At 65.3% G+C, this 21,059-nt stretch carries 22 protein-coding genes and 1 pseudogene; 12 read left to right on the top strand and 11 right to left on the bottom strand.

What is annotated here, in order from left to right; translation table 11 throughout:
- Positions 1-13: 13 nt before the first annotated feature.
- From ACSBOB_RS11355 to ACSBOB_RS11345, 3 genes are read left to right on the top strand one after another with little or no spacing between them, the layout of a single operon-like run.
- Positions 14-877, top strand: a complete 864-nt coding sequence (locus tag ACSBOB_RS11355; RefSeq protein WP_442582495.1) for an ABC transporter permease — start codon at positions 14-16, stop codon at positions 875-877.
- Positions 877-1,665 carry an ABC transporter permease gene (locus ACSBOB_RS11350; protein ID WP_442583712.1) on the top strand — a complete coding sequence of 263 codons (789 nt, stop codon included), beginning with the start codon at positions 877-879 and terminating at the stop codon, positions 1,663-1,665. Before ACSBOB_RS11355 ends, ACSBOB_RS11350 begins: the two co-directional genes overlap by 1 nt.
- On the top strand, positions 1,665-2,753 hold the full coding sequence (locus ACSBOB_RS11345; RefSeq protein WP_442582494.1) for an ABC transporter ATP-binding protein: 1,089 nt from the start codon (positions 1,665-1,667) through the stop codon (positions 2,751-2,753). Before ACSBOB_RS11350 ends, ACSBOB_RS11345 begins: the two co-directional genes overlap by 1 nt.
- Positions 2,754-3,214: 461 nt before the next feature.
- Here ACSBOB_RS11345 and ACSBOB_RS11340 read toward each other — a convergent pair whose 3' ends face one another.
- Together ACSBOB_RS11340 and ACSBOB_RS11335 are read right to left on the bottom strand one after the other, a co-directional pair.
- Positions 3,215-3,556, bottom strand: coding sequence for a hypothetical protein (locus ACSBOB_RS11340; protein ID WP_442582493.1), 342 nt, complete (start codon positions 3,554-3,556; stop codon positions 3,215-3,217).
- A gap of 148 nt (positions 3,557-3,704) precedes the next feature.
- Positions 3,705-4,694, bottom strand: a complete 990-nt coding sequence (locus ACSBOB_RS11335) for a GlxA family transcriptional regulator (RefSeq protein ID WP_442582492.1) — start codon at positions 4,692-4,694, stop codon at positions 3,705-3,707.
- Between the two features lie 117 nt (positions 4,695-4,811).
- Here ACSBOB_RS11335 and ACSBOB_RS11330 point away from each other — a divergent pair, with 117 nt between their 5' ends.
- Positions 4,812-5,642, top strand: coding sequence for an alpha/beta fold hydrolase (locus ACSBOB_RS11330; protein ID WP_442582491.1), 831 nt, complete (start codon positions 4,812-4,814; stop codon positions 5,640-5,642).
- Between the two features lie 344 nt (positions 5,643-5,986).
- Here the strand turns inward: ACSBOB_RS11330 and ACSBOB_RS11325 are convergent, their stop codons facing one another.
- From ACSBOB_RS11325 to ACSBOB_RS11295, 7 genes are all read right to left on the bottom strand, one after another.
- Positions 5,987-6,202, bottom strand: a complete 216-nt coding sequence (locus tag ACSBOB_RS11325) for a hypothetical protein (RefSeq protein ID WP_442582490.1) — start codon at positions 6,200-6,202, stop codon at positions 5,987-5,989.
- Between the two features lie 185 nt (positions 6,203-6,387).
- Positions 6,388-7,914, bottom strand: coding sequence for a hypothetical protein (locus ACSBOB_RS11320; RefSeq protein ID WP_442582489.1), 1,527 nt, complete (start codon positions 7,912-7,914; stop codon positions 6,388-6,390).
- A gap of 112 nt (positions 7,915-8,026) precedes the next feature.
- A complete protein-coding gene (locus ACSBOB_RS11315; protein ID WP_442582488.1) occupies positions 8,027-8,233 on the bottom strand; it encodes a hypothetical protein in 207 nt (68 codons plus the stop codon).
- A gap of 693 nt (positions 8,234-8,926) precedes the next feature.
- A complete protein-coding gene (locus ACSBOB_RS11310) occupies positions 8,927-10,108 on the bottom strand; it encodes a M20 aminoacylase family protein (protein ID WP_442582487.1) in 1,182 nt (393 codons plus the stop codon).
- Positions 10,105-10,914 carry an ABC transporter permease gene (locus tag ACSBOB_RS11305; protein WP_442582486.1) on the bottom strand — a complete coding sequence of 270 codons (810 nt, stop codon included), beginning with the start codon at positions 10,912-10,914 and terminating at the stop codon, positions 10,105-10,107. The genes ACSBOB_RS11310 and ACSBOB_RS11305 overlap by 4 nt, the downstream gene beginning before the upstream one ends.
- Positions 10,911-12,086 (bottom strand): ABC transporter permease, encoded by a 1,176-nt coding sequence (locus ACSBOB_RS11300; protein ID WP_442582485.1) that lies wholly within the window; start codon positions 12,084-12,086, stop codon positions 10,911-10,913. The genes ACSBOB_RS11305 and ACSBOB_RS11300 overlap by 4 nt, the downstream gene beginning before the upstream one ends.
- A 49-nt stretch (positions 12,087-12,135) precedes the next feature.
- Positions 12,136-13,191, bottom strand: coding sequence for an ABC transporter substrate-binding protein (locus tag ACSBOB_RS11295; RefSeq protein WP_442582484.1), 1,056 nt, complete (start codon positions 13,189-13,191; stop codon positions 12,136-12,138).
- Positions 13,192-13,313: 122 nt separating this feature from the next.
- Between ACSBOB_RS11295 and ACSBOB_RS11290 the strand changes: the two genes are divergently transcribed.
- The 7 genes from ACSBOB_RS11290 (at position 13,314) to ACSBOB_RS11260 (ending at position 19,443) form a co-directional block, all read left to right on the top strand.
- Entirely contained in the window at positions 13,314-14,648 is a 1,335-nt protein-coding gene (locus ACSBOB_RS11290; protein ID WP_442582483.1) for an aspartate aminotransferase family protein, read from the top strand.
- Entirely contained in the window at positions 14,648-15,376 is a 729-nt protein-coding gene (locus tag ACSBOB_RS11285; protein ID WP_442582482.1) for a GntR family transcriptional regulator, read from the top strand. The genes ACSBOB_RS11290 and ACSBOB_RS11285 overlap by 1 nt, the downstream gene beginning before the upstream one ends.
- A complete protein-coding gene (locus ACSBOB_RS11280) occupies positions 15,373-16,470 on the top strand; it encodes an ABC transporter ATP-binding protein (protein WP_442582481.1) in 1,098 nt (365 codons plus the stop codon). Before ACSBOB_RS11285 ends, ACSBOB_RS11280 begins: the two co-directional genes overlap by 4 nt.
- 33 nt (positions 16,471-16,503) lie before the next feature.
- A complete protein-coding gene (locus ACSBOB_RS11275) occupies positions 16,504-17,439 on the top strand; it encodes a 3-keto-5-aminohexanoate cleavage protein (protein WP_442582480.1) in 936 nt (311 codons plus the stop codon).
- Positions 17,436-17,870: an acyl-CoA thioesterase gene (locus ACSBOB_RS11270; RefSeq protein ID WP_442582479.1), complete on the top strand. Its 435-nt coding sequence runs from the start codon at positions 17,436-17,438 to the stop codon at positions 17,868-17,870. Before ACSBOB_RS11275 ends, ACSBOB_RS11270 begins: the two co-directional genes overlap by 4 nt.
- Before the next feature lie 296 nt (positions 17,871-18,166).
- Positions 18,167-18,916 (top strand): 2OG-Fe(II) oxygenase, encoded by a 750-nt coding sequence (locus ACSBOB_RS11265; RefSeq protein WP_442582478.1) that lies wholly within the window; start codon positions 18,167-18,169, stop codon positions 18,914-18,916.
- Positions 18,917-18,921: 5 nt separating this feature from the next.
- A complete protein-coding gene (locus ACSBOB_RS11260) occupies positions 18,922-19,443 on the top strand; it encodes a methylated-DNA--[protein]-cysteine S-methyltransferase (protein ID WP_442582477.1) in 522 nt (173 codons plus the stop codon).
- A gap of 46 nt (positions 19,444-19,489) precedes the next feature.
- Here the strand turns inward: ACSBOB_RS11260 and ACSBOB_RS11255 are convergent, their stop codons facing one another.
- Together ACSBOB_RS11255 and ACSBOB_RS11250 are read right to left on the bottom strand one after the other, a co-directional pair.
- The gene (locus tag ACSBOB_RS11255; RefSeq protein ID WP_442582476.1) at positions 19,490-20,068 is read right to left on the bottom strand and encodes a methylated-DNA--[protein]-cysteine S-methyltransferase; all 579 of its coding nucleotides are present in this window, start codon (positions 20,066-20,068) and stop codon (positions 19,490-19,492) included.
- 220 nt (positions 20,069-20,288) lie between these two features.
- A complete protein-coding gene (locus ACSBOB_RS11250) occupies positions 20,289-20,687 on the bottom strand; it encodes a VOC family protein (protein WP_442582475.1) in 399 nt (132 codons plus the stop codon).
- Between the two features lie 94 nt (positions 20,688-20,781).
- On the opposite strand from ACSBOB_RS11250, the pseudogene ACSBOB_RS11245 reads away from it, so the two are divergent.
- Positions 20,782-21,024: pseudogene (locus ACSBOB_RS11245) on the top strand (helix-turn-helix transcriptional regulator); the annotation flags it as partial.
- Positions 21,025-21,059 lie beyond the last annotated feature (35 nt).

Below are 21,059 nucleotides of genomic sequence, written 5' to 3'. Positions count from 1 at the left end.
GGAGGAGAACGTCATGGCTCTATCGGCCGCATCGAGGTCGGGCTTTTCGGCCGCGCTGCCGTGGCTGGCGCCCGCCTATCTTTGGCTGACGGTGGCGATCTTCCTGCCGCTGTCGGCCATGGCCTTCTTCTCCTTCATGACCGACCTGCCGGTGGCGGGCCGCGACTGGGCCTTCACGCTGGAGAACTACACGGCCTTCTTCTCGCAGGGCCTGTACGCGACGCTGCTCTGGGCGTCGCTGCGGCTCGGGCTGGAAGTGACGCTCTGGTGTGTCGTCATCGGCTTTCCCGCCGCCTATGTGCTGGCCAAGGTGCTGAAGGGCCGCAGCCGCGAGGCGATCTTCCTGCTCGTCATCCTGCCCTTCTGGTCGAACGGGCTGGTGCGCATCTTCTCCTGGGCGATGGTGCTGCGCGAAGGCGGCATACTGGACACTGCGCTTAACGCCGGGCTGCCTTTCAGGGTCAGCATCGACCTGATGTATTCCTACCCCGCCGTGGTGATCGGGCTGGTGCACTCCTACGTGCCCTACATGGTGCTCACCTGCTACCTCACCTTGCAGGCAATCGACGATTCGCTCATCGAGGCGGCCCGCTCGCTTGGCGCCTCGCGGCTGGCGACGCTGCGCCGGCTGATCATCCCGCTGTCGATGCCGGGGCTGGTCGCAGGCGCGGCGCTGATCTTCATCCCGGTCGTCGGTTCCTTCATGGAGCCACGCATCCTGGGCGGCCGCGCCGGCACCTTCTACGGCACGGTGATCGAGGACCAGTTCGTCGCCGTGTTCAACTGGCCGCTGGGTGCGGCGCTCTCCTTCGCCCTGCTGGCCGTCGTGCTGGTCATTCTCGCCGCCGTCTCGCCCGTGCTGCGAAAGGCCGCATGATGGGCACGACGCGCTTCCTCAACGGGCTCGGCCGCGCCTATGTCGGCCTGCTCCTGGCTTTCCTCTATTTGCCGATCCTGATCATGGCGCTGATGTCATTCAACGTCTCGCCCTTCTACCAGTTGCCCTTCGAATGGACGACCGAGTGGTATTCGGCGCTCTGGAACAACAGCCAGCTGATCGCCTCGACCTGGAACAGCGTCGAGATCGCCGTCATCACCACGATCATCGCAAGCGTGCTCGGCACGGCGGCGTCCCTCGCACTCTACCGCTACGAGTTCCGCGGCAAGCGATTCCTGCAGGCGCTGCTCTTTCCGCCGATCGCCATCCCGTGGCTGATCACCGGCACGGCCATGCTGATCTTCTTCTTCGGCGTGGGTGTCGGCCGTGGCCTGCACGCGATCCTGCTTGGCCATGTAGCGCTCGCGCTGCCCTATGTCATCGTCGTCGTGTCGGCGCGGCTTCAGACCTTCGCGCCGGAGCTCGAAGAGGCGGCGCGTTCGCTCGGCGCCAACCAGTGGCAGGTCACGACACGCGTGACACTGCCCTGGATCATGCCCGGCGTGATCGCCGGCGCGCTGTTCGCCTTCGCCGTCTCCTTCGACCAGTTCGTGGTGTCCTATTTCCTGTCGACGCCCGGCCAGGCGACGCTGCCGGTCGAAATCTACGCCGCGATCCGCAAGGGGTTCACGCCCGAGATCAACGCCGTCTCGACCAACATCATCGCGGTGTCGATGGCCCTCATGCTGCTCACCGCGCGCTTCTTCCGCTTCGGGGGAGAGAAATAATGGCCGAAGTGCAGGTCCGGAACGTCTCGCGCAGTTTCGGCGCCATGAAGGCGCTGGACAACGTGTCCATCGATTTTCCCGACGGCGGCTTCTATGCGCTGCTCGGTCCCTCCGGCAGCGGCAAGACCACGCTGCTGCGGCAGATCGCCGGCTTCGATTTTCCGGACAGCGGCCGCATCGTCATCGGCACCGAAGGCGTCGAACGTGTGCCGGTCGAAAAGCGCCGCATCGGCATGGTCTTCCAGAACTACGCGCTGTTCCCCAATATGAGTGTCGCCGACAACGTCGCCTTCGGTCTGTCGGTGCGCGGCGAGCCGAAGGCCATGATCGCCACCGAAGTGCAGCGCGCGCTCGACCTCGTGCAACTCGGAACGCTCGGCGGCCGACGACCGCACCAGCTTTCCGGTGGCCAGCGCCAGCGCGTGGCGCTCGCCCGCGCCATCGTCACGAAGCCGCGCGTGCTCTTGCTCGACGAGCCGCTTTCGGCGCTCGACAAGGCGCTGCGCGTCGACATGCAGGTCGAGCTCAAGCGCATCCAGCGCGAGGTCGGCATCACCACCATCTTCGTCACGCACGACCAGGAGGAAGCGCTCACCATGAGTGACCGCATCGGCATCCTGCGCGACGGCCGCTTGGTGCAGGAAGGTCCGCCCGAAGACATCTACGACAATCCGAAGAGCGAGTTCGCCGCCACGTTCCTCGGCGATGCCAACATTTTGCGCGGGGACGCCACCGCGAACGGCATCCGGCTCGCCGACGGCACGGCGATCGTCGCCGGTGCGGGCGCCGTGGCGGCCCACGGCGGCAAGGCAAGCTGCGCCGTCCGGCCGGAGCGGATCCGCATATCGCCCGCCCCTTCCCCGGACGCCTCGCTTGCAGGCAGAGGCCCGGGCAACATGCTCACCGGGCGTGTCGCCAAGCGAATCTTTGCTGGCAACAGCAGCACCTATTTCGTCCAGCGTGGCGGCGAAAGCATCAAGGTGCTGGTGCAGAACAGCGATGCCCAACGGCTCTCGGAAGGCCAGCAGGTCGTGCTGCAATGGTCGCCGGACAGCACCGTCCTGATCAGCCAGCCGAGCGGTGCTTGATCTTAACCGGGCATACCGACAAATCGAATCGGGCGAGGCCCGCTTTCATGTGCGGGCCTAGAAATTTGACGGGAAATGAGCCTGCCGCCGGTGAGGGGAGGAAAACGGCGGCAGGCTCATTCCACACGGGCGGAAGGGAGATCGCCCGTGAATGAGACCCGACGTTAAAGCGGAGGTCGCAGTCGCCTCGGTCTCATGACTTGATTCTGAAGCTAGAAGGCGGTCGTAACCGCCGTGTGCCGCCCGGCATCTGAATGTAACGTTGGCCCGCAGCCTCACGACATAGCCTGCGGATCAATTCCTTTTTCGCACCGATGCCGGCATCGTTTCAATAAAGTCGAGCATTTTCAAAGCGCTACCGCGATGATCCACCACCGCGGCGGAATCCCGCCCGCCATCGGCTGCCGCCGAAGCGGAGACGACTGGCCTCGGCAGACTTCCCCAAACGTCGCGACGAAGGCCTAAGCCTCAGGGCAGTTGAACAGGAATTGGAACTGCGGCCCGGCGATCTCCCGTCCGGATATGATCGGGCATTTCGCCCGGCCGGTTTCGTCGAGATATTTGCGGGCCGCCGCCCGGTGGTCCTCCCTGTCGCGAATCGCCGACGTAACGCTGCCGGGTCTTATGGCGACGATCGCGCCGAGGCTCGGCGCCGTCATGATGCGGTCCTTCTTCGGATGTTCGAACACCCGGTAGACGTCGTCCGGCATCGCCACGTGGTGGGCGGTGGTCTCGTATCCCAAGGTCTGGCAGGCCGCGAGCGCCAGACAGGCCAGGCCCCCGAACAATATCGTCTTCCGCATCGTCTTCCCCTAATGGCGCCGGACTCTAAGCGGATATCCCGCCAAGACTCAACCGGTCAATCGTCGCGGACGAAACCATGGCGGCCGGTGCCCCGCTGCCGCAGGTCTTCGCCCGACCTCAGCAGGCGCACCGCCGCCGGTCTCGCCGTCAAGCCTGGGCGGCAACCCCGAAACGACGCCGATAGTCGGCCGGCGCCAGGCCGGTGATGCGCTGGAACAGTTTCCGGAACGCGGAGGGGTCGCCATAGCCGACCTCCCAGGCGATCTGCTCGACCGGCCGTCGGGTGAGTTCGAGCGCCTCGCGTGCCCTGGCGATCCGGATCTGCTGGGCGTATTCGGTCGGCCTCAGCCCTGTTGCGCTGCGGAAACGCCGCAGGAAGGTGCGCTCCTCGAGTTTCGCCACGGCTGCAAGCGCGGCGACCGAGTGCTCCTTGGCGCCGCTCGCCTGCAGCCAGTGCTGCGCCCGCAGGATCGCGGCGTCGCCGTGGTCGAAGCGCGGCATGAAATGATTGTAGGGACGCTGCGCCCGGCCGGGCGGGTCGATCAGCAGGAAACGCGCCGTGTCCAGCATCACGCCCGGCCCCAGCAGACGCTCGACCAGCGTGAGGCCGAGATCGGTCCATGCGAGGATGCCGCCGGCGGTGATGATGTCGCCGTCGTCGATCACCATGCGGTCGACATCCACCTTGACCGTCGGGAACCGCGCGGCGAGCGCCTCGGCGAAAGCCCAATGCGTCGTTGCCTCGCGCCCTTCCAGCAGACCTGCTTCGCCGAGCACAAACGCCCCGGCGCAGACCGAGCACAATGTCGAGCCCCCGGCATGACGCTCCGCCAGCCAGGCCGCGAAACCCCGCATCGACTGCATCTTGTCCGGCATCACCAGGCTGGGCGGCGCGATCAGGTGGCTCGGAGCGTGCGGCGTGCCCGGGTGGCTGTCCTCGACGCACTCGGCGCCGTCGCCCGCCTCCGATTTTCGCCAATGGGTGACGCGGATCGCCGGCGCGCCGGCATCGTCGCGCGCGGCGCTCATATCCCCGGCGATGCGGAACAGGTCGGTCATGCCGTAGACGGCGGCGAGTTGAACTTCGGGATAGAGAACCAGCCCGATTTCTGCGACGATCTTGCGCTGCATGGTCATTGTGTCAGTTTTGCCTCGCTGAATGTCGGTTCCGCCAGGCGCCACAATGCCCGCCAAACCCTATAACGTCCATATCGAGACCGGACTGCCCGTCTCGCAGAGGCAAGGAGAAGCGACATGAGCACGATCACCACGAAGGATGGCACCGAGATCTACTACAAGGACTGGGGCTCCAAGGACGCCCAGCCCATCGTCTTCCACCACGGCTGGCCGCTCAGCGCCGACGACTGGGACAACCAGATGCTGTATTTCCTGGACAAGGGTTTTCGCGTCATCGCCCATGACCGCCGCGGCCACGGCCGCTCCAGCCAGACCGCGACCGGCAACGAGATGGACACCTATGCCGCCGACGTCGCCGAACTGGCCGAAGCCCTGGACCTGAAGAACGCGGTCCATGCCGGCCACTCCACCGGCGGCGGCGAGGTGGCGCATTATGTCGCCCGCGCCAAGCCCGGCCGCGTCGCCAAGGCGGTGCTGATCAGCGCCGTGCCGCCGATCATGGTCAAGTCGGAGAAGAACCCCGGCGGGTTGCCGATCGAGGTGTTCGACGGTTTCCGCAGCGCGCTCGCCGCCAACCGCGCGCAGCTCTATGTCGATGTCCCCGCCGGCCCGTTCTATGGCTTCAACCGACCCGGTGCGAAGATCTCGCAAGGCACCATCGACAATTGGTGGCGCCAGGGCATGATGGGCGGTGCGAAAGCCCATTACGACTGCATCAAGGCGTTCTCCGAGACCGACTTCACCGACGATCTGAAGACGATCGACGTGCCGGTTCTGGTCATGCACGGCACCGACGACCAGATCGTGCCCTACGCCGATGCGGCGCCGCTGTCGGTCAAGCTTTTGAAGCACGGAACGCTGAAGTCCTACGACGGGTTTCCGCACGGCATGTGCACGACGCATCCCGAGATCATCAACCCGGACCTGCTGGCCTTTATCAAGGCCTGACCGCGGAAGGGCGGACAGGCGCAGCCTGCCCGCCCTGCCCACGTCGACCGGCACCATCGCAGCGGCGCGGGATGCCCCTGCGCCGAGACGACCGGCCTGAAGGAACGCCCGACGCCTGCATACTCAAGGCGTTGGCAGGACTCCTGCCGTCATCGTCGTAACGGATCTCGGGCTTGGCAATTCCGGCTTCCGCACGGCGTGACCGCACGCACTCATCTGCCGCCGGCGAATACCGGCGCGGGGCAATTTCGAACCTGTCCTCGGAACTATCGCATACCGTCGGCAGATGCATGCGGGTCGCCCCTCGGCCCGCATGCATCCGTATCCGGTCTCGCCGGGGGTGCCTACTGCATGCCGGGCGCCCCGGCGCCCATGCCTGTGCTGCGATAGCCGCTGCCCAGCCGCAGGGCCGCAAGGATCGCCGTCTGGCTCTCCTCCACAAGCACCTCGCCGTTGCAATGCGTCACCAGTGTCCGCCCGCCATGATCCCGCAGGACGACAAGGTGTTTCGAATTAAAGCTGATGGGATGCCCATCGGTCGCGGTAAGACGTATCCACATGCCCAAATCCCCCTTGTATGCCACACCATCATGATCCGGGACGGGCAAACCAACAATAAGAAAAGACATGGCGTGGCGCATGCCCGCCTCTGAAACGGAAGCGAAAGGCTCCGGTTTCCGGCAAGCCCGTCGGGAGTAGCGGCTTCTGATGCTATTTCCCGTTTGGGCTAATGACATCCCCAGCGTTAGATCACCGTGAAATCCGCATTGGTGATGTCGGGCGCACCGATGAGCGTCGCGAACCGGACATTGCCGAACGCCGTGCCGGAGCCGTCCGCGTCATAATAGAGCGCGCCGGTCTGCGAATTGTAGATGATGCGGTCGTTCAAATCCTTGGTGCCGATAGCGATGTCCTTGAACGCATCGACGTGCAAGGCGCCGATCGGCAGCACGCTGAAGATCGGCGAGTCGAGGTAGATGGTGTCGTCGGCGTGGCTGAAATCGGCGATGACGTCGACATTGTCCGCGCCCAGCGGCGAGATAAACGCGAAGAAATCGGCGCCGCCGAGGCCGTACAGCGTGTCCAGCCCGCCTCGCCCGGCAATGATGTTGGAGCCCGAATTGCCGACGATCTGCTGGGCGAGTTCGTTGCCGGCAAGGTCGATGCCCAGCGTGCCGGCAGCGCCGTTGGTGGTCAGCACTTCGACATGCACGCCCGCCGCCAGCGCGTAGTCGACGCCCGCCATCACCCGGTCGAAGCCGTTGCCGGCGTTCTCGAGGATCGTCGTGCCCGAAACATAGACCTGGTAGATGTCGTTGCCGCCAAGCCCGCGAAGCGTATCGACCGCGCCGCCGCCGTCCCGCAGGACGTTGTCGCCGGCATTGCCGACGATATCCTGGTGTAGTGTATTGCCAGTCAGGTCGATGTCCGCGGTGCCGTCCTGATCGCTGGTGGCGAGGATCTCGACGCCGACATCGGCAGCAAGCCTGTAGCTCACGCTTGCCATCACCATGTCGCCATTGCCCTGGACGGCGGCTTCCCGGATCGCCGTTGCGGCGCTGTCGATCCGGTAGGTGTCGTTGCCGCCGAGCCCGATCAGCACGTCGCCCGCCCCGCCGCCGTCGCCGAGCACATTGGCCCCGGCGTTCCCGTAGATCGTCTGCGCCAGTTCGTTGCCGGTCAGGTCGATCGCATTCGTGCCGGTCGAGCCGTTGGTGGTTAGCATCTCGACGGCGACACCCGCGCCGAGCACGTAGGAGACACCCGCCGCGACGCGGTCGGCGCTGCCGCCTCCGGCGATCTCGAACAATTTGGTGTCGGCGCTGTAGATGCGATAAAGATCGTTGCCCGCCCCGCCCTCGAAAACGTCTCCCGTGCCCTCGGAGCGGAACTCGTCCGCGAAGGTCGAGCCGAAGGCGAGGTCGGCCCCGGACGTGCCGAGGAAAATCGCGGCGGCGTCGAAGATCGCGATGTTGAACTGAAAGTCGAAGGCCGCGCCGCCGATCGCGTCGTTGACGAAATAGCTTGCGGCCGTGCCGACGCCGGCAGCCAGTGTCGTGACCAGTTCGAGATCCATCGGCCGGTCGGCCGTCTGGCGGAGATAATCGCTGTCGGCACCGATCTCCGCGCCGATCTCGCCGTCCCAATGGAAGATGCCGTCATCGTCCCCGAAGCCGGTCAGGTCGTAGTGGAACGTAGCGGTAAGCTGGTCGCCATTGCGCACCAGGGAGAATTCGGCGGAGACGCCGGAGGCGAATTGACTGACGAGCATGAAGCTCTCCCATGTTCTGCCCGCGCCTGCCTGGCGGGAACGTTTCGATGAATTTCACGGCGTATCGCCGCGACAGGGTGCGTTGCGCTTCAGGCGAGCGGATAGCGACGGTTCAGTCGCGCCCCCTCCAGCCGCCCAGAAAATCGAATGCCTCCAGCCCGTCCGACGGCGTTGAAGACCGGCATGCCGTCTCGCTTGCCCCTTCCCCGTCCTCTCGGCCGCGAAGGCGAAAACCCCGCTTGAGGAAATCCAGTGCCGAGGGCGCGAAGGAAACGCGCGATCCATCGGCGACCAGGGCCGTCAAAATTCTCGTCCGCATCCGAGTCCTCCTAGATGGCTTGTTGATCTTGGTCCCGCTCAAGGACCGCATAGTGTTGCGGCCCCGCCCGCATCGGCCTTGCTTCGGCCGCGTCGGTTCGGCTGCCGATCCGTCATGCGGGCTCGTCGGCATCCGGGCGCCGGGTCGCCGCGACATCGGGCTTGGATACTTTCGGGACGAAGGCCGCCGGCTATCGGCTTTGCATTGCGGAACACACCGTCTGCGCGAACCTCATTGACGGGTGCTCTCTTTGCGCGATTGGACGTGTATGTTCCAACGAATTCGTGGAATATACCACATTAGCAGAATTTATGGGGTCCCGCCTCCGAACGTCGCTTCCCGCGGCCTCCGGCACTCCCGGCTATCCTCGTCGCCGGCATGCCGGACGATCGCTGGTGGCCATCGACCATACGATCGGGGACGAGGAGGGAGTAAAAGCGGCGTCCCGGCGCCGACCAATCTCGACGTTCGAAACGCCCTTCGCGCCGACGGCCGAAACCATCGGATCCGCCTCATATCGGCGACGCGAAAAGCCCGTCCGGGAAGCCCGAAGCGTCAAAAAGCCCATTATGACCGGCCCGAAATGCGTCTGCGTGAAGCCAGTGGCGGGGGTTTCGATCAAGTCAAATGGCAACCATCTGAAATCACTTCATTTTGCGGACTTCACGCGCCTTCGGGAACAGCCTTCGGCGGCTATTGGGGCGCGGCGGCCGGTGCGAGGCGGCGTTCCACCAGCCTTGCCCAAAGGCTTGCGCCGATTGGCAAAATCGCATCGTTGAAATCGTAGTGGGTGTCGTGGGCGACCGCCTGATGCGCGTCGTCGGCCTGGCCGAGCAGGAAATAGCAGCCGGGCCGCTGCTGGAGCATGTAGCAGAAATCCTCCGAGCCCATTTCCGGCGGCGGATCGAGCACAATTCGCCCGGCTCCCATCACGTCTCGGGCGACGGCGGCCATCGCCTCTGCTTCCACCCGCGTGTTGATCGTCGGCGCGAAGGGCGACTCGTAGCGGATGTCGACGGTGGCGCCAAAAGCCTCGGCTTCGCTTGCCGCGATCCTTCTGATGGCGCTCTCCAGGGCCTTCTGCGCATCGGGATCGAAGGTACGCACCGTACCGGTCAGCGTCGCGACGTCGGGAATGGTGTTGAACGCCTCGCCGGCCCGGAAACTGCCGACCGTGACGATTGCAGGCGAATGCACGTTGGTCAGCCGGCCCGGCAGGCCCTCGATCGCCAGCAAAATGCGCGCCGCGATAGGAATCGGGTCGTTCGCCATATGCGGCGTCGCCGCATGTCCGCCACGGCCGCGCACGACGATCTCGAAACGGTCCGCCGCCGCGGCCACCGCGCCGCGATGAATCGCGACCTCACCAAGCGGCCGCTCGCAATTGTGCAAGGCATAGACCTCGTCGCAGGGGAAGCGGCCGAACAGGCCGTCCTCAAGCATGGCGAGCGCCCCTCCCCGCCCCTCCTCGGCCGGCTGGAAGATGAAATGCACGGTGCCGGCGAAGTCGGGCGAGCGCGCAAGCGCCGATGCGGCCCCGAGCAGCATCGACGTGTGCCCGTCATGGCCGCAGCCATGCATCCGGCCGGGAATGCGGGAAGCGTGCGGCAGCGGCCGCGCCTCGGTCATCGGCAGCGCGTCCATGTCGGCGCGGATGCCGATGCTTGCGCCCGGCCCGAGCCTGCCCTTCAGCGTGCCGACGACGCCGGTCCTGCCGACGCCTTCCGCCGTCTCGATGCCCCAAGAGCGCAATCTTTCGGCCACGAAGCGCGCCGTCTCCACCTCCTCGAAGCCGAGTTCGGGATTGGCATGGAGATGCCGCCGCCACGCCGTCATCTCGCCTTCGAGCTGCTGGACCGACGGAACGAGCTTCATGCGGAGGCCTTTGCGCGGAGTTTCAGGGAACGGCTTTGCAGCACGGCGATCAGCCCGAGCAGGATGGCGGAAAAGGCGATCAGCAGCACGGCCACCGCCGCGATGGCGGGGCTGATCGATTCTCGGACGCCGGAAAAGATCATCCGCGGCAAGGTCCGTTCGGCTCCGGTCGACAGGAAACTCGCCACCACCACCTCGTCAAAGGAGATGATGAAGGCAATGATCGCGCCGGTGACGACGCCCGGCGCGATCAGCGGCAGCACTACCTTGAAGAAGGTGCGCATCGCTCCCGCGCCGAGCGACGCCGCGGCTCGGACCAGCGTGCGGTCGAAGGTGGCAAGGCTGGCGATGACCGCCGTCAGCATCACCGGGACCGCCATGGCCGTGTGCACCAGGATGATCGAGAGCTTGTTGCCGACGAGCCCCAGCGTGGCGAAGAACGAGAAGGCCGCCACGCCGACAATGACCACCGGCACGACCAGCGGCGCGGCGATGATCGCGTAGATGAGTTTCTTGCCGGGGAACTCGCCCCAGGCGAGGCCGATCGCCGCCGGAATGCCGAGCAGCGACGACAGCAGGGTGGTGGAAATGCCGATCACCAGCGAATTCCACAAGGCGTTCGGCCAGCGCTGGTCGTTCCACAACTCCGCATACCAGCGCAGGGACCAGCCGGGAGTCGGGAAAGCGAGCGCATTGCTGCTGGTCAGCGACATCGGCACCACGATCAGCAGCGGCACGATGATGAACGACAGCAGCACCGCCGCATAGGCGTACATCGCCCATTTGCGGAAGCGGTCGGCGCTCATGCCGGGCGCGCCCGACGCCGGAACAGCGCCCCGGCGGTCCAGTAGAGGAAGGCGAACAGCACGAGGATCAGCAGGAGTTGCAGCGACAGCGCCGCGCCCATGCCCCAGTTCAGCGTGTTGTTGGTGTAGAAGGCGATGTAGCTGGACAGCATCTGGTCGGTCGGCCCGCCGACCAGCGTCGGCGTGATGTAATAGCCGAGCGCGAAGACGAAGACGATGGCCCCGCCCGAAAAGATGCCGGGCATGATCAGTGGCAGCTGGACGCGTCGCCACGCCGTGAACCACGGCGCGCCGAGCGACAGCGCGGCGCGCATATAGGTCGCCGGCACCCGCCGCATGACCGCGACGACGGAGAGAACCATCATCGGCAGCAGCACCTGCACCATCGCTAGGTAGAGCGAGAAGCGCGTGTAGACGAGATTGAGCGGCTCGCCGACGATGCCGAGACCGAGCAGCGTGGAATTCACCGGGCCGTTCTTCTGCAGCACGATAATCCAGATCACCGTGCGTACCAGCAGCGAGGTCCACAGCGGAAACAGAATCAGCGCGAACATCGGCCGCGACCATGCCGGCGGGGCGCTGACGATCGCCTGCGCCAACGGCACCGCCAGCACCGCGCAGATCAGGGTCACCACCACGCTGATCCAAATGGTGCGCAGCAGCACATCGACGAACACGGCACGGTCCGCGGAAACCGGTTCGATACCGCCGTCGGCGCCGCGCGTCAGGTCGAGGCTGGCGAGCAGATAGTAGTCGGTCAAGGCGCCCTTCTGCCGGGCGATTTCCCGCCAAAGCTCGATCTTGTTCCAGCCGGCCTGCCGGGCAAGCACCTCCTCGCGGACCGGACGCATGTCGAGCTTCCTGTCGGTCGCGTCCTTCGCCGTCTTGATGATGAGGAAGCGGCTGCCGACGACGCGCTGGTTCACAAGCTGGGCGAGGACGCCTTCCTTTCCGGCCCGCCGCGCGTCCGCCAGATCCTCGACCAGCGCGGCAAAGACTGCCTCGTCGGGCAGCCCGGCTTCCGGCGTCCATCCCGACAGGGCCTGGACGGTGCGGGGCAGATTGCTCGAGATATCGGAATTGTCGACCGATAGCGCGAGGAAGCGCGCCACCGGCCACAGGAACAGGACGAGCACGAACAGGACGAGCGGCAGCGCCAACAGGGCAAGCATTCCGCCCCGTCGCCGCCCGCCACCCCAAAAGGCTCCCCGCATACTCGAATTACTTCGCCAGCCAGGCCTTGAAGCGCTCTTCCAGCGCTTCCTTGTTCTCGGTCCAGAAGTCGTTGTCATAAGCGGCGCCGTACTGGATGTGCTCCGGCGCTGTCGGCAAATTGGCGAGCCAGTCGGCTGGAATCAGGGCCGCGGCCTCCTTGCGGCCGGTGCCGTAGGCGTAGAGCTTGGAGAAACCGGCCTGGTTCTCAGGGACGGAGAACCATTTGAGGAGATCCAGTCCGCCCTTCTCGTGCGGCGCGCCCTTCACCACCGCCCAGTAGTCGGTGCCGTAGAAAAAGCCGGCATCCCACACGATGGCGTACGGCTTCTTCTCGTTGACCGCCTCGTTGGTGATGCGTGCGTTGAACTGGTCGCTCATCGCCACCTCGCCGCTGTCGAGGTTCTGGATGCCTTGCGTCGTCGTCGACCACCAGACGGCGTGCGGCTTGATCTTGTCAAGCATGGCGAAGGCCCGGTCGACGCCTTCCGGCGTGCCGAGCACCTTGTACATGTCCTCGCGCTTCACGCCGTCGGCCATCAGCGCGTTCTCGAGCGTGAACTGGGCCTGCGCATAGACGCCGCGCTTGCCGGGAAATTTCTCGACGTTCCAGAAATCGGCCCAGCTCTTCGGACCGGCATCGCCTTTGAACACGTCCGTATTGTAGGTCAGGATGGTCGCCCATGTGTCGGACGCGACGCCGCATTCGTGCAGGGTTCCGGGCAGGTAGTTTGCGGGATCGCCAGTGATCTCCGGTGTCAGCGGAACGAACAGGCCTTCGGCGCAGCCGACCTCCATGGCGGGCGCCTCGACGGAGACCACGTCATAGGTAATGTTGCCGGCCTGCACCTGCGCGCGAACCTTGGCAACCTCACCGGCCCACTCCTCCATGACGATCGGAACGCCGGTCTGCTCGGTGTATTTGTCCCAGACCCCGTCCTTGTAGGCCTTGTCCCATGTGCCGCCCCAGCCGACCACCGTGACGGGATCGGCCGCGGACGCGGCAAAACTCGACATCAGAACGCAGATCGCGGTGGCGGACACAGTTCGCAGATACATCTTCATTGCACTTCCCCTTACGTTGTCATTTTTTATTTGATCAAATTTCAAACGCAAAATGGATTGATTAGCAATAGGAATTAGCGTTAGGCTGCAAAAAATTCAAAAAGCCAACGGGATTTGATCGAATGCTGCAAGGCAATAACGGGGTGCGCCGCAACGTCAATCTCGAAGCCGTCCTGGAGGAAGCCCGCCAGCGCTTCGCCGACGCAAATCCAAACAGCCTGGCGCGCCATAAGGAGGCCGCCGCCTCGATGCCGGGCGGCAACACGCGCGCCGTCCTGTGGTACCGGCCCTTCCCGGTTTCCTTCGTTTCCGGCGACGGCTGCCGCGTCACCGATCTCGACGGCCACACCTATGTCGATCTGGTTTCCGAATACAGCGCCGGCTTCTACGGCCATTCCGACAAGACGATCGCCGCGGCGCTGGTCGAGGTGATCCAGGGCGGCATCATGCTCGGCGCGCCGAACCGCTACGAGGCGCGCCTCGCGGCCGCTGTGGTCGACCGCTTCCCAGCCATTGAGCGCGTCCGCTTCTGCAATTCGGGCACCGAGGCCAACATCATGGCGATCTCCGCGGCCCGCGCCATCACCGGCCGGTCGAAAGTGCTCGCCTTCCGCGAAGGCTATCACGGCGGCGTGCTGACCTTCGCCCATGGCGGCTCGCCGCTGAACCTGCCGTTCCCGTTCGTCTTCGGCGACTACAACGACATCGAGGGCGCGGTGGCGCTGATCCGCGAGCATTCCGGCGATCTGGCGGCCGTGATCGTCGAGCCGATGATGGGCGGGGGCGGATGCATCCCCGCCACCCGCGAATTCCTGCAGGCGCTGCGCGACGCCACGAGCGAGGCCGGCGCGCTGCTGATCTTCGACGAGGTGATGACGTCGCGCCTCGACTATCGCGGGCTCCATGGCGCGCACGGGATCAACCCCGATTTCGTGACGCTTGGCAAATACATCGGCGGCGGTGCCAGTTTCGGCGGCTTCGGCGGTCGCACTGATCTCATCGACCGGTTCGATCCGGCGTCGCCGGGAGCGTTCTCGCATGGCGGCACTTTCAACAACAACATATTGAGCATGGCCGCCGGCTTCACCGGCCTGACCAGGGTGCTGACGCAGGAGGCGAGCCGCGCCATCAACGAACGCGGCGACAGGCTGCGCCAAGCCATGACCGCGTCGCTCGAAAAGCAGGATGTCGAGGGCGTCGTGCTCGGCCGCGGTTCGCTGATGAACCTGCACTTCGTCAAGGGTCCGGTCGACACGCCGGCGCCGCTCGACGCGGCGGATCCGTCGCTGATCGCGCTCTGGCAGGTCGAGATGATGCTGCGCGGCTACTACGTGACGTCGCGCGGCATGCTGGCCCTGTCGCTGCCGTTCGGCGATGCCGAGCTTGCCGGCTTCGTCGACGCGTTCGACGACTTCCTGTCGAGCAACCGCCAAGTGCTGCCGTCCCGGACCGCCTGATGCTGGATCGAAGGGAAGGCGGCGCGGCCGCGCCGGAGACCGCGCATGTCCGCGTGCATGCGGGGTTGAAGGAGGCATTGATGAACGGCGACTTCCTGCCGGGCCAGCGGCTGGTCGTCAGGCAGATCGCGGAGCAGTTCCGCACCAGCGCCATGCCGGTGCGCGAGGCGCTGCGCCAGCTCGTCAGCGACGAAGCCCTGTTCGACCATCCCAACCGCGGCGCGATCGTGCCGGAAGCATCGGTCGAGCGCATTTCGGACCTCGTGCGAGTGCGTTGCAGCGTCGAGGGGACGGCGGCGGAATGGGCGACCTCGACCATCTCGCCGGAGGAGATCGACGAGCTGGCTGATATCAACGAGCGCCTTCACCAGTGCGTCGACGGCCATGCGCTAGCCGACTACCTGATGCTCAACCGCCGCTTCCATTTCACGCTCTACCGGGCGGCGCGCTCCCCCATGCTCCAGCAGATGATCGAGAAGCTGTGGCTGCGCGCCGGCCCGCTCCTGAACATCGTGCGCACCGACGCCGCCTATGTGTTCGGCCTGCTGCACCACGACGAGATGATCGCCGGCCTCCGCCGCGGCGACAGCCAGGCCGTGCGCCGCGCTCTGGTGGCCGACCTCAGCGAGGCCGCCGACATCATCCTGCGCGCCGCATCGTCTCCGGCGAGCCAGCCGGCTCGCGCCAGGCCGGCCGCGCGCCGCCGGGACAAGGCGCCCGCCCGATGACGGACGGCTCCGTCCATGTCGAGTTTCGCGGCGTCAGCAAGCGGTATGGCGAGACGGTGCAGGCAGTGCGCCAGCTCGACCTCGAAATCATGCGCGGCGAATTCCTGACGCTGCTCGGGCCGTCCGGTTCGGGCAAGACGACGGCGCTGATGATGCTCGCCGGCTTCGAGGACGCCACCGAGGGCGAAATCCTTGTCGACGGACGGCGCATCGACAACGTGCCGGCCAACCGGCGTGGCATCGGCATGGTGTTCCAGAACTACGCCCTGTTTCCGCATATGACGGTGGCCGAAAACCTGGCTTTCCCGCTGGAGGTCCGCAAGCTTGGACGCGGCGAAGTCGCCGACCGGGTCAGGAACGTCCTCGACATGGTGCAGCTTCCCGGCTTCGGCAACCGCCGCCCGGCGCAGTTGTCGGGTGGCCAGCAGCAGCGCATCGCGGTTGCGCGCGCCCTGATCTTCGAACCCAAGCTCGTGCTGATGGACGAGCCGCTGGGGGCGCTGGACAAGCAGTTGCGCGAGCAGATGCAGTTCGAGATCAAGGACATCCATGCCCGGCTGGGCGTCACCTTCGTCTACGTCACGCACGACCAGACCGAGGCGCTGACGATGTCCGACCGGATCGCCGTCTTCAGCGCCGGCCGCATCCAGCAATTGTCGACGCCGCGCGAGCTCTACGAGCGGCCGCAGGCGAGCTTCGTCGCAAGCTTCGTCGGCGAGAACAACCGCATGGCCGGCACGGTGGAGGCCGTGGACGCGGATGGCGGCCTGTCGGTGCGACTCGACGACGGCGGCGGGCGGCTTGGCGCCATGTCCTATGGGCGCAGTTTCCCGCCGGGCGCCCGCGTTCTCCTGTCGGTGCGGCCGGAGCGCATCGCCCTGGTGCAGGACGGCGCGTCGGCGCCGAACGAGGTAGCGGCGACCGTCCTGCAATCCGTCTATGTCGGCGACCATCTCCGCCTGATCGCCGGCGCGGCGAACGGCCAGAAATTCATCGTCAAGCTTGCCAGCACGCCATCGCTGCCCACGCCCGAACCGGGCGCCGCGATACGGCTCGGCTGGCGCCGCGAGGACTGCCTCGCGCTCGATCCATAACTCGCGCAACAAGAACCAAGGGAGGCGCTCGCCATGAAAACATCGCCGAAAATCATCATCACCTGTGCGGTGACCGGATCGGTCCACACGCCGACCATGAGCCCCTATCTGCCTGTCACGCCGTCTGAGATCGTCGATGCCGCGGTGGGCGCGGCCGAGGCCGGCGCTTCGGTGATCCACCTGCACGCCCGAGATCCCGAGACCGGCAAGCCGTCGCCCGACGCAAAACTGTTCATGGATTTCCTGCCGCGCATCAAGCAGCAGACCAACGCGGTGATGAACATCACCACCGGCGGCGGGCTCGGCATGAGCCTGGAGCAAAGGCTGGAAGCCGCGCATGTCGCCAAGCCGGAACTCTGCTCGCTCAACATGGGCTCGATGAATTTCGTGCTCTCCCAGGCAGCATCCAAATACCCGACCTGGAAACACGACTGGGAAAAGCCGTATCTTGAGAACACGACGAAGAGCATCGTGTCCAACACCTTCGAGCAGATCGAGCGCATCATCGTCGAGGTCGGGCAGGCCTATGGCACCAAGTTCGAGTTCGAGTGCTACGATGTCAGCCATCTCTACACGCTGGCGCATTTCCTCGACCGGAAACTGTTGACCCCGCCGCTGTTCGTGCAGACAATCTTCGGCATCCTGGGCGGCATCGGACCCGAGCCGGAGGACATGATGCATATGCGGCGCACCGCCGACCGCCTGTTCGGAGACAATTATCTCTGGTCGATCCTGGCGGCTGGCAAGCACCAGATGGGCCTCTGCACCATGGGCGCGGTCATGGGCGGCAACGTCCGCGTCGGCATGGAGGACAGCCTCTACGCCGGCAAGGGCGCGCTGGCGAAGAGCAATGCCGAGCAGGTCGCCAAGATACGGCGTATCCTGGGCGAACTGTCGCTCGACGTCGCGACGCCCGACGAGGCGCGCGACCTCCTGCAACTGAAGGGCGGCAACGAGGTCGCATTTTGAGCGGGCGCAGCATCGAGACCTATCTCGGCATCGTGCATCCGTGGATGTGCGATGCGATGGGCCATCTCAACGTCCGCCACTATGTAGCGATGTTCGACGACGCCAGCTTCCAGTTGCTCGGCAGGATCGCCGGCGCGGGTGCGCCACCGACGCTCGGCTGGGCGGATGTCCGCATGGAGATCGACTATACCCATGAAACGGCGGCGGGAACGCTGGTAACGGTCCGCAGCTTCGTCGAGAAGATCGGAAAATCCTCCCTGACCTACGCGCATGAGATGCGCGGCACGCTGGATGGCGTCCTGCATGCGCGCATGCGCACGGTCACGGTGCGCTTCGCTCTCGACGCGCGCGCCAAGGTCGAGCTGGAGCCGACGGCGCGTGAAGCCGCGACAGCCCTTTTGCGCGAAGAGAACGCTCCCGATACCGCGTAGGAGCTACCCACGCGTCGCAGGCATCTCCGGCAAGGACAGTGGCCGGGCATTTTCGGCGCTCTCAACCCGGCCGATCAGACCACTGACCGTCCACGACCAAGCATTGCGCGGCGACCATGTCGGCGCGCCAATCGCTCGACCCCGCAGGCGGTCGAATGCGGGGACCCCACGACGTTGGGCAGGCAACTCCGGAATCGGGTGGCGCCGTACACTCCGCTCTGGCTAGCCTTCGTGCCGAAAGAGCTTCCGCATGGGCATCCGCGGAAGTCAGCCACGTCAGGCACGGAGATTTCGGAATGAACGCGACCGCAAAACCGCTCCCGTCGGATTCCGCAGCCACGGACACGCAGGATCGCGTCGGCGCCTATGACTGGGAAACGCTAGCAGGCGACCTCGACGGCCACGGCAACGCGGTCATCGAAAACCTGCTGACCGCCGAAGAGTGTGCAACATTCGCGGCGCTCTATCCGCGCGAAGAACATTTCCGCAGCCATGTCGTCATGGCCAGGCACGGCTTTGGAAAAGGCGAATATCGCTATTTCCGCTACCCGCTTCCGGACCTGCTCGGCGCGTTGCGGACCGAGCTCTATCATCGCCTCGCTCCCGTCGCCAACCGGTGGAACGAGCGCATGGGCGACGCGGTCCGTTATCCCGCCGGGCATGCGGACTATCTGCGCATCTGCCACGATGCCGGCCAGAAGCGCCCGACTCCGCTTCTGCTGCGATACGGCGCCGGCGACTTCAACGCCCTGCACCAGGATCTTTATGGCGACCTGGCCTTTCCGATCCAGGTGGCGATCCTTCTTTCGGAGCCGGGCGACGATTTCACCGGCGGTGAGTTTGTGCTGACCGAGCAGCGGCCGCGCATGCAGAGCCGCGCGGAGGTGGTTCCGCTTCGCCGTGGCGACGCCGTGGCCTTCGCCGTTCACAACCGTCCCGTCCAGGGAACGCGGGGCAGCTATCGCGTCAATCTGCGGCATGGGGTAAGCCGGCTCCGCTCTGGCCGGCGCCATACGCTCGGCATCATCTTTCACGACGCGCGGTGAAAATCATGACGTTGCAATTGACCCTCGAACGCCGGGCTACGCCGATCGGCGACATGGTTCTCGCAACAGGCACGGACGGCGCCTTGCACGCGGCCGAATTCGCCGATTGCGAGGAGCGCGTGGTGCGCTTGCTCGACCGGCGGCTGGGGCCGGCCGCCTACCATATCGTGGCGGGCCACGTTCCGGCCGGGGTCGCAACGGCAATCGACGCCTATTTCGCAGGCGATCTCGGCGCGATCCGTCCTGTCCCGGTGTCGTACAACGGCACGCCGTTCCAGGAACAGGTGTGGAAGGCCTTGCGCGAGATCGAGCCCGGACGCCCGCTCACCTATTCCGGGCTGGCGACAGCCATCGGCAGGCCGTCCGCGCCGCGCGCCGTCGGCCACGCCAACGGCGCCAACCCGTTCAGCATCATCGTCCCCTGCCATCGGCTGATCGGCGCCAATGGCGAGCTGACGGGATATGCCGGCGGCATCGAACGCAAACGCTGGCTGCTCGACCATGAGGCGAGATACGCTGGCGGGTGACGATCGGGCCGGCCCCGAATGGTGCGCCCTTACACCATTGCAGGTGTCAGAACCCGAACGACTGCTGCGCCTTCTGCGCGGGCCTGGCCGGCTGTGCCTGTTCGACGCGGACGCCCTCGAGCTCCAGCATCCGCACCTTGGACGTAGCTCCGCCCGGCGCGGAAAACCCGCCGACCTTGCCGCCGGCTGCCAGCACCCTGTGGCACGGGATGATCAGCGGCACCGGGTTCTTCGCCATCGCCTGGCCGACGTCGCGCGCGGCTTCCGGCCCGGCGCCGAGCTGTTTCGCCAGCGCGCCGTAAGTCGTCGTATGGCCCCATCCGACCTGGCGGAGCGCGTCGTAGATTTTTTTGAAGAACGCTTCCTGGTCGCCGAGGTCGAGCCTTATGCCGGAAAAGTCGACCGCCTCGCCGGCGAAATAGCGTTTCGCCGCGTCGATCGCGTCCGCAACTTGCGGCGTCGGCGCGGCCGTTTCGGCCTCCGGCAGGCGGCGCAGCATCAGGCGTTCGGCTGCGTCGGCGGTTCTGGTCGGCAACTGGAACCGCGTGATGCCTTCGCCCGTCCATGCGATCCCGCAGAAACCGTTGGCGGTTTCGAACACTGTGTAGTGGTTGACCCGGCCCATGACATGGCCTCCTTTTCCTCTGCCAAGGATGTCATGGAACGGAGGCGCCAATTCAACCCGATTCTTGCTCTTGTCTCGGTTTGAATGTCCGCTATCGACACCGTTGCGGCGATTAGAGCCTGTTGACCGATTTTCAAGAGCAGACACCGTCGCCTCTGGGTTACATGCGGTCCGCACAGCCAAGCGCGCCAAGATCATGCGAACGCGCCTCTCTCGGGCATCACCGCCCTGAGAAGCGCTGTTTTGCCGCCTCCGTCTCGGGCATAAAGAGCGAGACTGCATTGCCTTCGGGGTCGCGGAACTGAAACGTCTTATTGCCCCAAGGCATGGTCTTGAGTTCATGCACCAAGGTCACGCGGTCTTTGAGACGATCATATTCAGTGTCAATGTCATCGACCTGAAACTCCAGAAACACCGTACGATTTGACTGAGGCTCAGCGCTGCCGGACTGCCAGAGCGGCACGGTATCAACCGCGCCGATCGCCAGCGTGGCGCCGGGCAAGATGAGTTCTGCGAAGACCGGCGCCGGCCACTGCGCCCGTTGTTGCGTGACCATCTCGTAAAAGGCGACCATCTGCTTGATGTCGCCGGCGATGATGCGAGCGGATGCGAATTTCATAGGTGTTCCCCGTTGAGGTGTGCATGCCAGAGATGCCGGGTGCGCCTTGTTTCATACTCCTCCTGCCATCCTTATGGCAGGAGGAGTAGGCTGAATGCGCAAAGCGGATTTTGTATCAACTTATCCAAATACCGCGACGCGACAGCAGGCCGGTAATCGCGACCGCAATTGCTCAGGAACTCGACGTTTCAAAACGGACAGTCTATCGCGACATTGCCGACCTGATCGGACAACGGGTGTCCATTACTGGGAAGTCGGCCTTGGCTATGTGCTCCATCCCGGCTTCGACATGCCGCCACTCATGCTGACCGCCGACGGAGGCGACGCGGTCGTGGTTGACGGCCGACCCCAAAAAAAATGATATTGACTTCA

This window comes from Mesorhizobium sp. KACC 23794 (assembly GCF_052180275.1).
Taxonomy (GTDB): Bacteria; Pseudomonadota; Alphaproteobacteria; order Rhizobiales; family Rhizobiaceae; genus Kumtagia.
The sequence above is the reverse complement of the archived record's forward strand: the minus strand, read 5'-3'. Positions and strand labels throughout refer to the sequence as shown.

Bases quoted from the DNA above. Each gene is read 5' to 3' on its own strand.
- ACSBOB_RS11305 (WP_442582486.1), bottom strand. From the start codon at position 10,914: ATGAGCGCCGACCGCTTCCGCAAATGGGCGATGTACGCCTATGCGGCG.
- ACSBOB_RS11300 (WP_442582485.1), bottom strand. From the start codon at position 12,086: ATGCTTGCCCTGTTGGCGCTGCCGCTCGTCCTGTTCGTGCTCGTCCTG.
- ACSBOB_RS11295 (WP_442582484.1), bottom strand. From the start codon at position 13,191: ATGAAGATGTATCTGCGAACTGTGTCCGCCACCGCGATCTGCGTTCTG.
- ACSBOB_RS11340 (WP_442582493.1), bottom strand. From the start codon at position 3,556: ATGCGGAAGACGATATTGTTCGGGGGCCTGGCCTGTCTGGCGCTCGCG.
- ACSBOB_RS11330 (WP_442582491.1), top strand. From the start codon at position 4,812: ATGAGCACGATCACCACGAAGGATGGCACCGAGATCTACTACAAGGAC.
- ACSBOB_RS11325 (WP_442582490.1), bottom strand. From the start codon at position 6,202: ATGTGGATACGTCTTACCGCGACCGATGGGCATCCCATCAGCTTTAAT.
- ACSBOB_RS11350 (WP_442583712.1), top strand. From the start codon at position 877: ATGGGCACGACGCGCTTCCTCAACGGGCTCGGCCGCGCCTATGTCGGC.
- ACSBOB_RS11345 (WP_442582494.1), top strand. From the start codon at position 1,665: ATGGCCGAAGTGCAGGTCCGGAACGTCTCGCGCAGTTTCGGCGCCATG.
- ACSBOB_RS11335 (WP_442582492.1), bottom strand. From the start codon at position 4,694: ATGACCATGCAGCGCAAGATCGTCGCAGAAATCGGGCTGGTTCTCTAT.
- ACSBOB_RS11280 (WP_442582481.1), top strand. From the start codon at position 15,373: ATGACGGACGGCTCCGTCCATGTCGAGTTTCGCGGCGTCAGCAAGCGG.
- ACSBOB_RS11315 (WP_442582488.1), bottom strand. From the start codon at position 8,233: ATGCGGACGAGAATTTTGACGGCCCTGGTCGCCGATGGATCGCGCGTT.
- ACSBOB_RS11260 (WP_442582477.1), top strand. From the start codon at position 18,922: ATGACGTTGCAATTGACCCTCGAACGCCGGGCTACGCCGATCGGCGAC.
- ACSBOB_RS11310 (WP_442582487.1), bottom strand. From the start codon at position 10,108: ATGAAGCTCGTTCCGTCGGTCCAGCAGCTCGAAGGCGAGATGACGGCG.
- ACSBOB_RS11265 (WP_442582478.1), top strand. From the start codon at position 18,167: ATGAACGCGACCGCAAAACCGCTCCCGTCGGATTCCGCAGCCACGGAC.
- ACSBOB_RS11320 (WP_442582489.1), bottom strand. From the start codon at position 7,914: ATGCTCGTCAGTCAATTCGCCTCCGGCGTCTCCGCCGAATTCTCCCTG.
- ACSBOB_RS11355 (WP_442582495.1), top strand. From the start codon at position 14: ATGGCTCTATCGGCCGCATCGAGGTCGGGCTTTTCGGCCGCGCTGCCG.
- ACSBOB_RS11290 (WP_442582483.1), top strand. From the start codon at position 13,314: ATGCTGCAAGGCAATAACGGGGTGCGCCGCAACGTCAATCTCGAAGCC.
- ACSBOB_RS11250 (WP_442582475.1), bottom strand. From the start codon at position 20,687: ATGAAATTCGCATCCGCTCGCATCATCGCCGGCGACATCAAGCAGATG.
- ACSBOB_RS11275 (WP_442582480.1), top strand. From the start codon at position 16,504: ATGAAAACATCGCCGAAAATCATCATCACCTGTGCGGTGACCGGATCG.
- ACSBOB_RS11255 (WP_442582476.1), bottom strand. From the start codon at position 20,068: ATGGGCCGGGTCAACCACTACACAGTGTTCGAAACCGCCAACGGTTTC.
- ACSBOB_RS11285 (WP_442582482.1), top strand. From the start codon at position 14,648: ATGCTGGATCGAAGGGAAGGCGGCGCGGCCGCGCCGGAGACCGCGCAT.